14 protein-coding genes (1 of these 14 only partly in view) are annotated in these 14,864 nt (G+C 62.5%); 6 read left to right on the top strand and 8 right to left on the bottom strand.

Going from position 1 to position 14,864, the window contains the following annotated elements; all coding sequences use genetic code 11:
- Positions 1-7 precede the first annotated feature (7 nt).
- Entirely contained in the window at positions 8-526 is a 519-nt protein-coding gene (gene ssb, locus P7228_RS03830) for a single-stranded DNA-binding protein (RefSeq protein ID WP_278016892.1), read from the top strand.
- 16 nt (positions 527-542) lie between these two features.
- Here the strand turns inward: ssb and P7228_RS03825 are convergent, their stop codons facing one another.
- The 4 genes from P7228_RS03825 to P7228_RS03810 form a co-directional block, all read right to left on the bottom strand.
- Positions 543-1,310: a DUF2189 domain-containing protein gene (locus P7228_RS03825; RefSeq protein WP_278016891.1), complete on the bottom strand. Its 768-nt coding sequence runs from the start codon at positions 1,308-1,310 to the stop codon at positions 543-545.
- A gap of 190 nt (positions 1,311-1,500) precedes the next feature.
- Entirely contained in the window at positions 1,501-2,403 is a 903-nt protein-coding gene (locus tag P7228_RS03820) for an OmpA family protein (protein WP_278016890.1), read from the bottom strand.
- 386 nt (positions 2,404-2,789) lie between these two features.
- Positions 2,790-3,323, bottom strand: a complete 534-nt coding sequence (locus P7228_RS03815; protein WP_278016889.1) for a YceD family protein — start codon at positions 3,321-3,323, stop codon at positions 2,790-2,792.
- The gene (locus tag P7228_RS03810; RefSeq protein WP_278016888.1) at positions 3,320-3,835 is read right to left on the bottom strand and encodes a ubiquinol-cytochrome C chaperone family protein; all 516 of its coding nucleotides are present in this window, start codon (positions 3,833-3,835) and stop codon (positions 3,320-3,322) included. The genes P7228_RS03815 and P7228_RS03810 overlap by 4 nt, the downstream gene beginning before the upstream one ends.
- A 180-nt stretch (positions 3,836-4,015) precedes the next feature.
- Between P7228_RS03810 and P7228_RS03805 the strand changes: the two genes are divergently transcribed.
- The 4 genes from P7228_RS03805 to P7228_RS03790 are packed head-to-tail and all read left to right on the top strand — an operon-like array spanning position 4,016 to position 6,824.
- Complete coding sequence (locus tag P7228_RS03805; protein WP_278016887.1) at positions 4,016-4,486, top strand: outer membrane protein assembly factor BamE; 471 nt, start codon at positions 4,016-4,018, stop codon at positions 4,484-4,486.
- A gap of 60 nt (positions 4,487-4,546) precedes the next feature.
- Complete coding sequence (gene hslV / locus P7228_RS03800; RefSeq protein ID WP_278016886.1) at positions 4,547-5,107, top strand: ATP-dependent protease subunit HslV; 561 nt, start codon at positions 4,547-4,549, stop codon at positions 5,105-5,107.
- A 14-nt stretch (positions 5,108-5,121) separates the two neighbouring features.
- Positions 5,122-6,423, top strand: coding sequence for an ATP-dependent protease ATPase subunit HslU (gene hslU, locus P7228_RS03795; protein ID WP_278016885.1), 1,302 nt, complete (start codon positions 5,122-5,124; stop codon positions 6,421-6,423).
- Positions 6,420-6,824: an ACT domain-containing protein gene (locus P7228_RS03790; RefSeq protein ID WP_278016884.1), complete on the top strand. Its 405-nt coding sequence runs from the start codon at positions 6,420-6,422 to the stop codon at positions 6,822-6,824. The genes hslU and P7228_RS03790 overlap by 4 nt, the downstream gene beginning before the upstream one ends.
- A gap of 7 nt (positions 6,825-6,831) precedes the next feature.
- Here P7228_RS03790 and P7228_RS03785 read toward each other — a convergent pair whose 3' ends face one another.
- Both P7228_RS03785 and P7228_RS03780 read right to left on the bottom strand, forming a co-directional pair.
- Positions 6,832-7,626, bottom strand: coding sequence for a hypothetical protein (locus P7228_RS03785; protein WP_278016883.1), 795 nt, complete (start codon positions 7,624-7,626; stop codon positions 6,832-6,834).
- 29 nt (positions 7,627-7,655) lie between these two features.
- Complete coding sequence (locus tag P7228_RS03780) at positions 7,656-9,161, bottom strand: SulP family inorganic anion transporter (RefSeq protein WP_278016882.1); 1,506 nt, start codon at positions 9,159-9,161, stop codon at positions 7,656-7,658.
- A 254-nt stretch (positions 9,162-9,415) separates the two neighbouring features.
- On the opposite strand from P7228_RS03780, the gene P7228_RS03775 reads away from it, so the two are divergent.
- Positions 9,416-12,262, top strand: a complete 2,847-nt coding sequence (locus tag P7228_RS03775) for a M16 family metallopeptidase (protein WP_278016881.1) — start codon at positions 9,416-9,418, stop codon at positions 12,260-12,262.
- A 22-nt stretch (positions 12,263-12,284) separates the two neighbouring features.
- On the opposite strand, the gene P7228_RS03770 is transcribed toward P7228_RS03775, so the two are convergent.
- On the bottom strand, positions 12,285-14,102 hold the full coding sequence (locus tag P7228_RS03770; RefSeq protein ID WP_278016880.1) for an ABCB family ABC transporter ATP-binding protein/permease: 1,818 nt from the start codon (positions 14,100-14,102) through the stop codon (positions 12,285-12,287).
- 65 nt (positions 14,103-14,167) lie between these two features.
- Positions 14,168-14,864: the 3' portion of an aspartyl protease family protein gene (locus P7228_RS03765; protein WP_278016879.1), read on the bottom strand. The gene runs 251 nt beyond the window's last position; 697 of the gene's 948 nt are visible here — the last part of the coding sequence; its start codon lies beyond the right edge, outside the window; the stop codon is at positions 14,168-14,170.

The following is a 14,864-nucleotide window of genomic DNA, read 5'->3' as shown; positions in this document are numbered from 1 at the left end:
GTATCGGATGGCCGGGTCTCTCAACAAGGTAATGCTCATCGGGAACCTGGGGGCTGATCCGGAGATCCGCACCTTCCAGAACGGCGGCAAGGTCGCCAATCTGCGCATTGCGACCAGTGAAACCTGGAAGGATCGCAACACCGGCGAGCGTCAGGAACGTACTGAATGGCACACAGTGGCCATCTTTTCCGAAGGCCTGGTCGGGGTGGTCGAACGCTTCCTCAAGAAGGGTAGCAAGGTTTACATCGAGGGCCAGCTCCAGACCCGCAAGTGGCAGGACCAGTCGGGCAATGACCGATATTCAACCGAAGTCGTGATCCGCGGCTTGAACGGCACGCTGACCATGCTCGATGGTGCGGGCGGCGGCCAGCGCGGCGGTGGCGGTGGCGGCAGCTACGGCGGCGGCTCGAACGGCAATGGCGGCGGCTCGGGTGGCGGCTGGAACCAGGGTGGTGGCGGTTCGGGCGGAAGTGGCTCGGGCGGCGGCTCGAACTACGACGATCTCGACGACGATATCCCGTTCTGAGGCCGGACGGCCGAGACTACCTCACCGCGCGGCGGTACAGGTGGAATGTCGCGTGGCCTAGCAAGGGCAGCACGACCAGCAATCCGACGAACGCCGGCGCCATCGCGGCGAATGCGAGCAGCGCGATAATCACAGCCCAGCTCAGCATTAAGAAGGTGTTGAGCTGCACCACGCGCACGCTGACGATGATCGCGGTAATGAAATCAACCTCGCGGTCGATCAGCATCGGCAGGCTCACCACCGTGATTGCGAAGAGGAACAGCGCCACGATCCCGCCGATCGCACTGCCTACGCCGAGCATGCCGAGGCCGGCCGGGGTGAGGAGGGTTTGCAGCGGGGTCGCGCCAAGGCCCGACTGACCAAGAAACACCCCAAACACCGTGTGCGCCAGGATGACCCAGAAGGCGAAAATGACGAAGGCGATCACGCCCATGACCGGCAACTGGCCGTCGCCCGCCTTGACCGCACCGAGCACCGGACCCCAGCCGATCGAATCGCCCGAGAGGCGGCGACGGCTAACTTCGTAGAGGCCCGCGGCGGCGAAGGGCGCGAGCAGCGGAAAACCCGCGGCGGCAGCGATCAGCCAGGCGAGTTCGCCGCGATTGTAGAAGTAGTAGGACAGCCCGATCCCGGCGGCGGCAAAGATTGCCGCGAAGAACAGCCCGTAGAGCGGTGCTGCACGAAAATCGCGCCAGCCAGCGGCCACTGCAGCGCTCAAGTCGCCGAACGACAGATCGCTCGCGACTTCATATTGCCCGACGCGATTCCTCGCCAATGCGCTCATGTCTCTCCCTCCGCATCAAGAGAGGGGAGGGTGCCTCAATGCGCGGCTGCCTTCAAGATCGGCAACAAGAGGCAAGATTGAACGAAAAAGCCGGACAGCCATCAATGGCCACCCGGCTTTTCCTTAACTGGGCGCGCTGGACGCGCCGTTATGCGGCGTCGGGACAGGTCCAAGCCCATCCCCTCGCGCCTTAGATTTCGTCGACAGCCTTGCTGACGAGGATGTTCACCGAAACGCGGCGGTTCTGGGCGCGGCCTTCCGCCGTGCTGTTGTCAGCCGCCGGATCCGATTCGGCCATGCCGGTCGGGGTGACCATGCGCCAGGGCTTCCAGCCGCACTTCTGCTGCAGGTAGTTGACGACGCGGCCGGCACGGCGCTCGCTCAGCACCTGGTTGTAGTCTTCGTCACCGACCGAATCGGTGTAGCCGACGACCAGCAGCAGGGCGTTCTCCATCGCGTCAGCTTCGGCTGCGGCATTGCAGAGCTCGTTCTGGGCCTGGCCCGAAAGGTTCCACTTACCGGTGTCGAAATAGACGTTGGTCGAACCCTTGATGTTGTACTTGTCGATGTCGCCCATGCGGCTGCGCAGGGCATCGGTCGCTGCGCTGTTCTTGGCGATGCGCGTGTCGTGCTCGCCAAAGCGCTGCTCGGTGCCGTTGCGGATCATCGCAGCGGTCTTGAGGTCCTTGCTCTTCAGGTCGATCTCGCTGGCCACCAGGCCATTGGCCCAACGAACGGTTTCGACGGAAACAGGCAGACCGTTGAGCAGCTGGTCGGCGCCGAGCTTGTCGCGGTTGAGGCCCAGGAAGCCACCTTTCGACTTGATCTTGGTGCCTTCGCTGATCAGCACGACGGTGTTGCTGCCGTCGATGGTCGTGATCTGCAGCTTGTTGTCGCTACGTGCTGAGATGAAGCCTTCGAGGTCCGGGCCTTCGTTCATGCCGGCCAGGTCCGCAGGCGGCGAACCATAGACGGTGGTGAGAACTTCACCTTCCGACGCGTCGAGCTCCTGTGCGGTCAGGCTGCTCGTCGCCGGAATGGCCAGCGCGCTTATCAGGAACAGCATTCCCGACTTCTTCGAAAAGGTATTCATTGGTTACTCCTTAAACTTATGACAGCCGATGCTGTGATTCCACAACTCTGTGTCCGACCGCCTCCCCTCTGGCGTGCCCGGCTATCGAATTTCCATGATCTCGTTGTGTGACTAGCGCGGCGAATGGCCGCACATGAACGCTATGGATTTGCCGAGTGTTCGGATTAACCTTTCTCTCATATGAACGGTTCCGAAGAGTCCAGCCATCCTATGGTTGGCATGAGCGCATCTTGCGGCGAACCGTTGCATAACCGGTAAATCGCAATCAGGTCACAGTCGCCGGAAAGGCGGGAATCGTGCCCCGACGCCGTTAGCATTCCGGCCCCATACGCGCTCACACAGCCGATTCCCGAGCCCGAATTAGGATGCCCTCAAGAGAGGAAGGGTCATTCCTTCCTTAGCCCTCGCAAAGCATCGGCGAGTGGACCGCTAGGAGTATCGTCGCCCGTGATTCCGGCCGCCCTACGGACAGCATCCGCTTCCGGCCCTTCGGCATAGGGGTCGATCGCGAGGCCCAGCGATTGCGCCACCGCCTCGCCGAGATCGAAAGATTCGCCTGAGTATTCGATCTCGTCGCAGTCTTCCGGGCTGATCTCGATCTCAATCTCCTCGTCTTCGGACAGGGCGGGATCGATCTGCCCTTCCTTGACGAATCGCATCAGCAGCGGCTCATCGATCGAAACTTCGAACTCTTCACCCGAGACCGCGCAGTTCTGAACGATATTGGCGGTTAGAGTGCCGCGCGCGAGTACCGCCTTGCCATCCTCTTCGAGCGAGATCTCCGCGTGGATCGCGTTGACCGCGGGAATCCCGAACCGCCGTGCCAGCGCAGTTCGTTCGTTTTCATCTGCATCGATGACAATGGCCGCAGCCGGTAGTTGGCGCGCCTTGACGATGCGCGTGAGTTCATTCTCGCTCATACCGCCGTTCCTGCCTTTATCAGGGTGGGATCGTCGATGGTGGCGAGCCGCTCTGCGAGTGCGAGCATCCTGTCCGCAACGCATTGTGCGGAGCCGCCCTCGGCGAAACTGGTGTTTCGCTCGACCGCCTGCGAAAGCCTCGCCGCGTCGCGTTCGACCAGGGCGCTCCGATAAGCGCCGAGCCTGCCGCCGAGAAGGCTCATCAGCTTGCCCATCCGCTTGCCAACCACGACATCGTTCACGCCGAATTCGCGCAACTGGCCGTCCATGTCGTCGACGAACAGCTCAGCCAAGAAGGCGCTTTCGGACCGCATGTCGCTGGCCTCGAGCCGCACCATCATCACCGAAAGCACCGCGGTGATCATGTCGAACCGACCCGTAACCGTGTCGGCGACGCCGCACTCTGCATACCAGGCTGGCGCTCGAGCCAGTTCCACTACCTTGTGCCACAGCGGACGGAGCGCTTCGCGCGGGTCGGGCTCGGTTCCCAGAAGCTTGGAGAGAAAGGACATGGGGCGAAAGCTCTCGTTGCGCAGCGTTCAGCCGCAATTCAATTCGTAATGCCCAGTGGCGGCAATACGCGGCGTTGCATGCCGCGCGCCATCGCCTTAAGGCACTTGGCGCATATAGGAATGGTTAGGGCGCGGGCAATCGCCACGTGTCCCCCAAGGATAAAGAAGGTTTGCGATTCGATGGATAGGGCGAAGGCTTTCAAACTCGGCCTGGTTCTGGCGATGGGCGTCGGACTCGCGGGATGCACGTCGATCCGCGAATCGCGCGGCTACGTGGTCGATCCGGTGCTGGTCAATTCGATCCAGCCGGGGATCGACAATCGCCAGTCGGTCGAAGGCACTCTTGGGCGCCCGAGCTATGTCAGCGAGTATGGTGAGAAGACCTGGTATTACATTTCCAGCATTACCGGCCGTAAGCCTTTCGTGCGCCCGCGGATCAAGTCGCATTCGGTGCTAGCGGTATCCTTCGACGATGCCGGCAACGTGGTGAGAGCCGAAACGAGCGGAGTCGAGCAACTGGCCTATATCAGCCCGGATGGCGACGAAACGCCGACCCTGGGTCGGGAGCGCGGTTTCCTCGAGGACCTGTTCGGCAATATCGGCCAGGTCGGTGCCCCGGGTCCCGGTGGCGGAGCTGGACCGGGCGGTTAGGCCAAGCTCGATTGAGCGCGTTCGCTTGACCGGCGCGCTCAAGTCCCCATATCCCGCCGCATGAGCGAGGAAAAAGCGAGCCACGGCCTGATCCAGTGGCACGGGACCACCATCATCGGCGTCAGGAAAGACGGTAAGACCGTGATCGCTGGCGACGGCCAGGTGTCGATGGGCAACACCGTGATGAAGCCCAACGCCCGCAAGGTCCGCCGCATCGGCGAGGGTGGCAAGGTCGTGGCCGGTTTTGCCGGCGCAACTGCCGATGCCTTCACCCTGTTCGAACGGCTCGAGAAGAAGCTCGAGCAGTATTCCGGCCAGCTGATGCGCGCCGCGGTGGAGCTCGCGAAGGACTGGCGGACCGACAAATACCTCCGCAACCTGGAAGCGCTGATGATCGTCGCCGACAAGGATGCCTTGTTGGTGTTGACGGGCAACGGCGACGTGCTCGAACCCGAAGGCGGGATCGCCGCGATCGGATCGGGCGGGAATTACGCGCTCGCTGCAGGCCGCGCGCTCACCGAATATGAAGAAGACGCCGAAGTGATCGCGCGTAAGGCGATGCAGGTCGCCGCCGACATCTGCGTCTTCACCAATGGCAATGTGACCGTAGAGACGGTCTAAGGCTCATTTATCCCATGATCGACAATCTCACTCCGAAGGCGATCGTCGCCGCACTCGACGAGCACATCATCGGCCAGAAGGATGCCAAGCGCGCGGTCGCCGTGGCGCTGCGCAATCGCTGGCGCCGTCAGCGGCTGGGTGCCGAACTGCGCGACGAGGTCACGCCCAAGAACATCCTGATGATCGGCCCCACGGGCTGCGGCAAGACCGAGATCAGCCGCCGCCTTGCCAAGCTGGCCGAAGCACCGTTCGTCAAGGTAGAAGCGACCAAGTTCACCGAAGTCGGCTATGTCGGCCGCGACGTCGAACAGATCGCGCGCGACCTCGCCGAGGAGGCGATTCGGCTCGAGAAGGAACGCCGCCGCGAGGCGGTGCGCGAGGCCGCCAGCCAGGCCGCGATGGAGCGCCTGCTCAATGCGCTGGTTGGCGAAAATGCCAGCGAAGCCACGCGCGAGGCCTTTCGCGAGCGCATCGTCGAAAACGCGATGAACGACACCGAGGTCGAGATCGACGTCAGCGAGACGCCCAACATGCCGATGGACATTCCGGGCCTGGGCGGCGGGGCGACGATGATCGACCTCAGCGACATGTTCGGCAAAGCGATGGGTCGCAAGCCGACCAAGCGGCGCAAGCTGAAAGTGCCCGAGGCTTGGGACAAGCTGGTCGACGAAGAGGCTGAAAAGCGCATGGACCAGGACGACGTCGCCCGGGTCGCGCTCCAGAATGCCGAAACCAACGGCATCGTCTTCCTCGACGAGATCGACAAGATCGCGGTCAGCGACGTGCGTGGCGGTTCGGTCAGTCGTGAAGGCGTACAGCGCGACCTGCTGCCGCTGATCGAAGGCACGACCGTCGCCACCAAGTATGGCCCGATGAAAACCGACCACGTGCTGTTCATCGCGAGCGGTGCGTTCCACGTTGCCAAGCCTTCCGACATGTTGCCCGAACTGCAGGGCCGCCTGCCGATCCGGGTCGAGCTGCGCGCGCTGACCGAAGAGGATTTCGTGCGGATCCTGAGTGAAACCCGCGCGAACCTCGTCGAGCAGTACAAGGCGCTGATCGGCACCGAGAAGGTCGAGCTCGATATCACCGAGGATGCAGTGGCCGAAGTGGCCAAGATTGCTGCGCAGGTGAACGAGAGCGTCGAAAACATCGGCGCCCGCCGCCTTCAGACGGTGATGGAGAAGCTGCTCGAAGAAATCAGCTTCGAGGCCGAAGAGCATACCGGTGAAACGGTAAAGATCGACGCGGCTTATGTGCGCGACAAGCTCGCCGATCTCGCCGGCAATAGCGACCTCAGCAAGTATATCCTGTGAGCGGGGCAATTTCGGACCGATCCGAGATGCTGACGCAAATGGCGCCGCGGCTCGATCCGGTCCGCTATTGCTTCATGGTCATTACCCCCGACACCGCCCCGCAGGCGCTGGGCGCGGCGATCGGCACATTTCGCGAAGACGAAGGCGTGACCGCGATCGTCCCCGAACCGGTGGCGCGCGAGTTGGGCGAGGAGGGTCCGGCCTTCGCGCGCATCACGCTGATGGTGCATTCTTCCTTAGAGGGCGTCGGCCTGACGGCTGCCGTTGCAAGCGCGCTGGCCGAGGCTGGCATCGCCTGCAACATGGTTGCAGCCTTCCACCACGACCATGCCTTCGTACCAGCCGCGCGCGGCGAGGAGGCGCTATCGTTGCTAGCGGATCTGGCAAGGTCTGCTGCCTAGCCGGTGATCAGGACTCAAAGATTTCGTCCAGCCTCTGCTGAAGTTCGACTAGAATGGCTTCGCGCTCTTCGTAGCCAAGCAGCACATGCCCGTTGCGGCCCATATTGTCGAAAAGCTCGTTAAGGAACTGCCGGTTGGAGCGCATCTGATCAACATTGCACTGCGGAGCGAAGCGCAGGTCTGGATTCTTCATGTAACCCCAATCGAGTTCCGTATCCGACCCCCTCGGGAGCGCTGCAATCTGGATCGCATCGGGATGGCGGCTGTAGAGACGGAACAATTCGTTTGTGCGTTCTTCGTGATTGGCGCGCTGTCGGTCCCGAAAGAGGATATAGCGGCGCAGCTGGTTCTTGATCCTTTCATCTTTCAGGCGGTCGAAACGCCCGGTCGACAGAAGCTCTTCAAGAATCGGTAACTGATCGGCTTCGCGCCGATAGATGTGTGATGCGGCTACGGCGCTGCATTCGGACGGGGTTAGCGGCCGCGGATCAGCCGAAGTGAAGATGACGCTTTGGGCCTGCGTGAAGAGGTCCGTTCTCGTTTGCAGATCTTCGCGTTCATTGCGAACGAGCTCTAGAAGAGTGGCTGTTTCTGCCTGAAGCCGCGTGAGGATCACCCCCTCATCTTTCCGCTCCTGCCGTTCCTCGTTCCAATTCGCGGCCTGCAGACCGAGGAATACCCCGACCACCACGATGACGAATTCAGCCGCGAGGGCGAACCAGTTTTGCTCGCGCAGTTGCACCGCGATCTTGTTCAGAAATACAGGTGTCTTCCCCCCGGCCATGGTCGGAGTATGGAACACCGATCCCTGAGTGCAAAGGCAATCTTTGCCTAGGGGTGCGGTGCCAGTCCGATTTCCACGCCGGTCTTGTCGGTCAGCGCGAACTTGTCGAACAGGTCCGAACTCGCCCGGTTCAGTCCGCGCACCTGCACGCTGCGGCCGTTGCGGCGCATGCGCTCCACCACCTTGTCGAGCGCGGCGATGGCCGAGATGTCCCAGAAATGTGCTTTGCGCACGTCGATGATGACGTGGTCGGCCGGATCGGGCTGCAGGCCCTCGGGACCGAACGCGGCCTCGAAACGGTCAACGCTGGCATAGAAGATCTGGCCCTTGGCGCGGTAGATCGCGGTATCTCCGTCCCGTTCGCGGACGACTTCGAACATGGTCATCACCTTGTGGGTGAAGAACACACCGGAAAGAACGACGCCGACCAGCACGCCAAGCGCGAGATTGTGCGTGGCAACCACGACCACAACGGTCGTGACCATGACCACCGAACTCTGCCACGGATGCTTGCCGATATTGGGGATCGAATTCCACGAGAAGGTCCCGATCGAGACCATGATCATGATCGCCACAAGTGCCGGCATCGGCACCTGGCCGACAAGATCACCCAGCGCGGCGAGCAGGACCAGCAGCGCGAAGCCGGCGGTGAAGGTCGATAGGCGGCCACGCCCTCCGCTGGTCACATTGATGACCGACTGGCCGATCATGGCGCAGCCACCCATGCCGCCGAACAGGGCCGCGATGACATTGGCGATGCCCTGGCCAGCGCTCTCGCGCCGCTTGTTGCTGCCGGTGTGCGTCATGTCGTCGACGATCTGCGCCGTCAGCAGCGATTCGAGTAGGCCGACTGCCGCCATTGTCGCCGCGTATGGAGCGATGATGCGCAGCGTTTCCCAGGTCAGCGGCACGTCGGGCAGCATGAAATAGGGCAGGCCCTCGGGCAGTTCGCCCATGTCCGACACGGTGTTGACCGGCGCATCAAGCCAGATCGTCAGTGCAGTCAGGACCACGATCGCGATCAGTGGGCTGGGAACGGCGGTGGTGAGCTTCGGAATCAGGTAGATCATGGCCAGCGCTGCCGCGACCATCGCATAAGTCATCCAGCCGATGCCGTCGGCAGTTGGATCGAGTTGCGGCAGTTGTGCCATGAAAATCAGGATCGCGAGGGCATTGACGAAGCCGGTGATGACCGAGCGGCTGACGAACTGCATCAGCAGGTCGAGCCGCAGCAGGGCGGCAATTGCCTGGAACACGCCCATCAGGATCGTTGCCGCAAAGAGGTACTCGACCCCGTGATCGCGCACCAGCGGCACCACTACGACCGCCACCGCAGCCGTCGCTGCCGAGATCATGCCCGGTCGCCCGCCGGTAAAGGCAATGACCATGGCGATCGCAACCGAGGCATAGAGCCCCACGCGCGGGTCGACGCCAGCGATGATCGAAAAACCGATCGCTTCGGGGATCAGGGCGAGGGCAACAACGATGCCCGCAAGGATGTCGGCGCGAATATTCGCGAACCAACCATCGGCCTGCATGCCGGGGTGGGTCATGGGATATACCTAGCTAAAGGGGATGTCTTGCGGTCCGCAGAGAGATGAGCAGACCTGTTCTCCGGCGCCTTGGACTATTGTGCAGTGCAGCGCAACCTTTGAGCGAACATCCGGACGAAACCAATTGGCCGACTCGCGCCGTGTCGAAGAATATCGGCCGTTGGTGGGAATTTCGGCGAGTTCTCGCTTGAGGCGAAGCAGTCTGTCCGTTTAGGCAGGCAGGACAGTTTCAAGCCAACGGGGACGCCACATCAATGATCAAGCATATTCTGGCTAGCAGCGCTGCTGCGCTGGCCATTGTCGCGGCCGCTCCGGCTGGAGCCGAGCAGCAAGAGGCTGCAGCGCCGACCCTCTCGGCACCCGTCATCGACTTCACTGAGTGGTCGCTCGACAACGGATTGCGCGTGATCGCGATACCCGACGAGACAACGGCCACGGTGACAACCTCGCTGTGGTACGAAGTCGGCTCCAAGCATGACCCCGAAGGGCGCAGCGGTTTCGCCCACCTGTTTGAGCATATTCTCAGCCGCAAGACCGAGAACATGCCCTACAACATGATCTACGGCCTGACCGCCGACGTAGGGGGGACGCGCAATGCCTCCACCGGTGGCGACCGGACGAACTATTACGAGACGGTCCCTGCCGAATATCTCGAACGGATGCTGTGGACGCACCGCGAACGCATGTTCAAGCCAGTCATCGACCAGGAAGTATTCGATCGCGAACGCGACGTCGTGAAGGAAGAATTGCGTCAGCGCGTGCTCGCACCGCCCTATGGCCGGATGCGCTTCGTCGTTGCCGAGAACGCCTATGATCACCTGCCCTATCGCCGGACCGGGATCGGCAGTCTCGAAGACCTCGACGCGGCGACACTCGACGACGCGCGCGCCTTTCACCAGGCCTTCTACGGACCGGATACCGCGACCCTGATAGTCGCCGGCAACTTCCAGATTGCCGACCTTCACAGCCTCGTGAACCAGTATTTCGGCGATATTCCGCGCCGCACCAACCCGGTCGATCTCGCGATCACGATCGAGGAGCCGCAGCGCAGCGGCCCGCGCAGCCTCGTCGCGACGGCGCCCAATGTGCCGCTGCCGATCAGTGGCTCGCTTTGGCGGGGCCCGGGAACGACCCATCCCGATGCGCCGGCACTCGATGTGCTCGCGGCGATCATGACGCGCGGCGAGAATAGCCGGCTCGATGAGCGGCTGGTGCGGAGCGGCAAGGCCGTCGACACCAGTTTCTTCTACTCAGAGAATGAAGATGGCGGATATATCGCGGGATATGCCACGCTGAATCCACAGGCGAACATCGAAGAGATCGACGCGATCCTGGCAGCCGAAATCGCGCGTCTGCGCGATAGCGAAGTCAGCCCAGCTGAATTGGCCGAGGCCAAGAACGAGATATTCGCCAGCGCGCTGCGCCAGCGCGAGACCGCCCGCGGCAGGGCCTTTGAATTGGGCGAGGCGCTGGTGTCGACGGGCGACCCGCGCGCAGCTGACAAGCGCCTCGCAGGAGTGGCCGCAGTGACGCCCGCCGATATTCGCCGAGTAGCCAACGCATGGCTCGAGCCGGAAACGCGGGTGGATTTCCGCTACGTCGCCGGCGAAGACGATCCGTCGTCCTATGCAAACCCGGTTCGCCTGCCTGAATACCGCACGCTTCCACCGGTTTCGGGCGAGCCGCTCCAAGTATTGCCGGAAGGCGTCCGCGAGGAACCCCCCGCGCCGGGGAAGAGGCCGGATGTGGCAGTGCCACCGATTGTCGCAACCGAACTCGATAATGGGATCGAATTGGTGGCGACCCAGACGGGGGACGTCCCGATCGCGACCATGACAGTGCTCTTCCCGGGTGGGTCGGCAAGCGATCCGCGCGACAAGGCTGGTCTGGCGGAATTTGCGGCGGCATTGGCCGGCAAGGGGACCGACGGGCAGACCGCGACCGATATCGCGTCGCAGCTAGAGGGCCTGGGCGCGCAGCTTGGCGCCACGGTCAATCCCGACGGCACATTCATCAGCCTGACTGCACCGGTTGCGAATCTCGCAGCTGCCGGAGCGATTCTCGCAGACGTCGTCACCTCGGCCTCCTACCCGCAAGGGGAAGTCGATCGCGAACGAAAGCGCACGATCGATGGCCTGACCGTGGAAATGAAAGACCCCGGCGCAGTCGCTAGCAAGCTGCTCTATGTCGCGCTCTACGGCGATGCGCCCTATGGCACGCAGACCGGCGGGACGGTCGAAAGCCTCGCCTCGATCACCCGCGAAGATCTCGTCGCCCATCGTGAGACCTGGTGGCACCCTGGCACGGCCCGGATCATCGTGAGCGGGGGGATCTCAACCGACGCGGCCCAGTCGCTCGCCAACGATCTCTTTGGCAGTTGGACAGTCAATCGACCCGCTCCTGCGACGATCGTGCAACCAGCGGGTACTGAACAATCCGCTCGCACCATCGTGGTCGACATCCCAGACGCTGGTCAGGCGGCGGTGTTTGCGGCGACGCGTGCTGTCTCGCGCTCGGACGAGACATATTATGCACTCGACCTCGCCAACTCGGTGCTCGGCGGCGGTTCAAGCGGAAGGCTGTTCGAGGAAGTGCGAACCAAGCGTTCGCTCAGCTACGGGTCTTATTCGGGCGTGCCCGATCGCGCCGATGCTTCGTTTCTTTATGCGAGCGCCCAGACCAAGAACGAGTCTGCGGCAGAGGTTGCCAAGATCATCCTCGGCGAAATGGGGAGGCTTGGTGCCGAGCCCCTGGACGACGACCTGCTCGAAGCGCGGCGCCTGTTCCTCTCGGGCAATAACGCGCGGGCACTCGAAAGCAGCAACGGGTTCAACGCGATCGTCGCCGGGCTGGTGATGCAGGGAATCGCACCCGATGAGGCAGCGGCCTATGCGGATCGACTGTCAGGAATCTCCTCCGAAGCGGCGAGTGAGGCGGCGCGTCGCTATGCCGACCCCGATCGGGCGACGTTGATCGTGGTCGGAGATTCGCGCCACTTCATCGACGACCTCAAGGCCTTGCGCAGCAATGTCGAACTGGTCTCGATCGACGAACTCGATCTTTCGCGCAGCGATCTGAGGCGACAAGCCGACGGCGGGTAGGCATCTGGCGCGGCGCCGCCTGCTACTCGGCGGCGTCGCGTTCTTCCTCGCGTTCGGCAGCCTGGCGCGCCCACATTTCGGCATAGAGCGCACCCTTGGCGAGCAGCGCGCTGTGCGTTCCCTGTTCCGCCAAACGACCTTGCTCGAGCACTAGGATCTGATCGGCATCGGCCACGGTCGACAAGCGATGGGCAATGGCGACGGTCGTGCGGCGTTCGGAAACGCGGTGGAGTGTCGCAAGTATTTCCTGTTCGGTTCGCGTGTCGAGCGCGCTGGTCGCCTCGTCCAGCAACAGGATTGGTGGATCCTTGACCAGTGTACGGGCGATCGCGACCCGCTGCTTCTCTCCACCCGATAGCTTGAGCCCACGCTCGCCCACCTCGGTATCGAGGCCTTGCGGCAAGCGCTCGATGAATGGAAGGATGGCGGCGCCTTCGGCAGCGCGCCGGACGTCTTCCTCGCTCGCCCCGTCGCGGCCATAGGCGATGTTGTAGCCGATCGTGTCGTTGAACAGCACGCTATCCTGCGGAACAATCCCGATCGCGGCGCGCAGGCTCTCCTGTGTGACGCCCGCAATATCCTGCCCATCGATCAAGATGCGCCCGGATCGCGGGTCGTAGAAGCGAAACAGCAGGCGCCCGATGGTGCTCTTGCCCGCGCCCGACGGGCCGACGATAGCCACGTGGTGGCCTGCGGGGACTTCAAAGCTCAACCCGTGCAGAATTGTCCGGTCCGGTTCGTAGCCGAACACTACGTTCTCGAAGGTAAGGGTCGGGCGGCGCACCACCAGCGCCGGGGCGCCAGGTGCATCCTTCACTTCCGCGTCGGTATCGATCAACTGGAACATCGCGCTCATGTCGATCAGCCCTTGGCGCACGGTACGATAGACCATGCCGAGCATGTCGAGCGGGCGGAACAGCTGCGTCAGGTAGGTATTGACCAGTACCAGATCGCCGGTCGTCAGAACGCCCTTGCTCCATTGCCACACGGTAAAGGCCATGGCGCCGCCCATCAGCAGGTTCATGATCAACGCCTGGCTGATATTGAGCAGGCCGAGCGAATTCTCCGACTTGATTGCCGCCTCGGCGAAGGCTCGCGCCGACTCGCCGTAACGCTTGTGCTCGCGCGCCTCTGCACCGAAGTATTTCACCGTTTCGTAATTGAGTAGGCTGTCCACTGAACGCGCCAGGGCAGTGCCGTCGAGCTCGTTCATCTGCTTGCGCAGTTCGTTGCGCCATTCGGTAATCTGGCGGGTCACCACAATGTAGGCGGCGACGGTAAGGGCGGTTGCAGCGACCAGCTCCCAGCCGAAACTGAAGTAGAAGATCACGCCCACCGCGATAAGTTCGAGTGCAGTCGGAGCAATGTTGAATAGCATGAAGTAGAGCATGATATCGATGCTCTTGGTCCCGCGATCGATCGTCTTGGTGACCTCGCCGGTGCGCCGCGAGAGATGGAACCGTAGCGAAAGTTGGTGAAGGCGGGCGAACGTGTCCTCGGCCAATTGGCGGGTCGCTTCCTGCCCGACACGTTCAAAGGTGATGTTGCGCAGATTGTCGAAGGTGACGGCGGCAAACCTTCCCGCCGCGTAGGCCAGGACAAACGCCAGCGCGACCATCATCGCCTGGTTGTCCGGCGTGGTCATGGCATCGACCGCACGCTTGTAGGCGAAGGGCAGCGCCAGCGTCGTGGCTTTCGCCGCGAGCACCAGCATCATCGCACCTACGATCCGCCGGCGCAGTGTCGGATTATCGCGCGGCCAGAGATAGGGCAGGAACCGCCGCAGCGTGAGCCAGCCCTCGGCGTCTAGCGGGCGATTATCGATCTCGTCAGGCGGCATCTCGCGGCGAATGTGGGCGCGAGGATGGGTTCAGGCAAGGCTTTGGCACATTTGCCGATCGGCGATCACATGCGGGAGGCAGTCGCGTCCGACGAACGCCAGCGCTTTCTCCCCGGCAAATCGAACATGATCCGGCTATTCGAGAAATCGATCGAAATCCGGTCGAACAGCTTGAGATGCTCCATGCCCAGCGACAGGACCGGCGTGTCCTGTAGGCCGAGCGCTTCGAAGGCCGGGGTATCGGCGTATGTTATCGGCACGTCGGTCAGTTCCATGCCCTGGATCTCGAGGCTCCGTGCGAGGAAATAATTGGCCATCAGCTTGACGCCGTTGACGTCCATCGTTTCGACCTCGTGCTCGCGGCGGGCGCGGATCTTTTCGCGCAGCGCAATGTTGCCCATGCTTGCCTGGGCCCCGGTATCAATGATCACGACGGTCTTGACCCCGTCGACAAGTGCATCGGTAATCAGGAGCTGCCCGAGTTTGTGCCGCGCGCGGACGATGATCTCGTAACCCCTGCGGCTGGACTTGGATGATACATCCTCGACCGTGATCGTCTCGTTGCGGAAATCGAGCAGAACCCGAAAATCCTGCAGGCTGTCGAGCCCGATAATGCCCTCCGCGCCGACATGTTCTTTCTCGAGCACGGGAGCGGCAACGTTATGGATCACCTGATTGCCGATCCTCAGATTGTCGAGTTCGACCAGGTCCACCGTGCGGCGACTGGCCATACCGACGAGCGTCGCCTTTCCGAGGGACTCA

This window comes from Altererythrobacter sp. CAU 1644 (genome assembly GCF_029623755.1).
In the GTDB taxonomy this organism is placed as follows: domain Bacteria; phylum Pseudomonadota; class Alphaproteobacteria; order Sphingomonadales; family Sphingomonadaceae; genus Erythrobacter; species Erythrobacter arenosus.
Note: the sequence above shows the minus strand (reverse complement) of the source record. Positions and strands in the feature narration are given on the sequence as shown.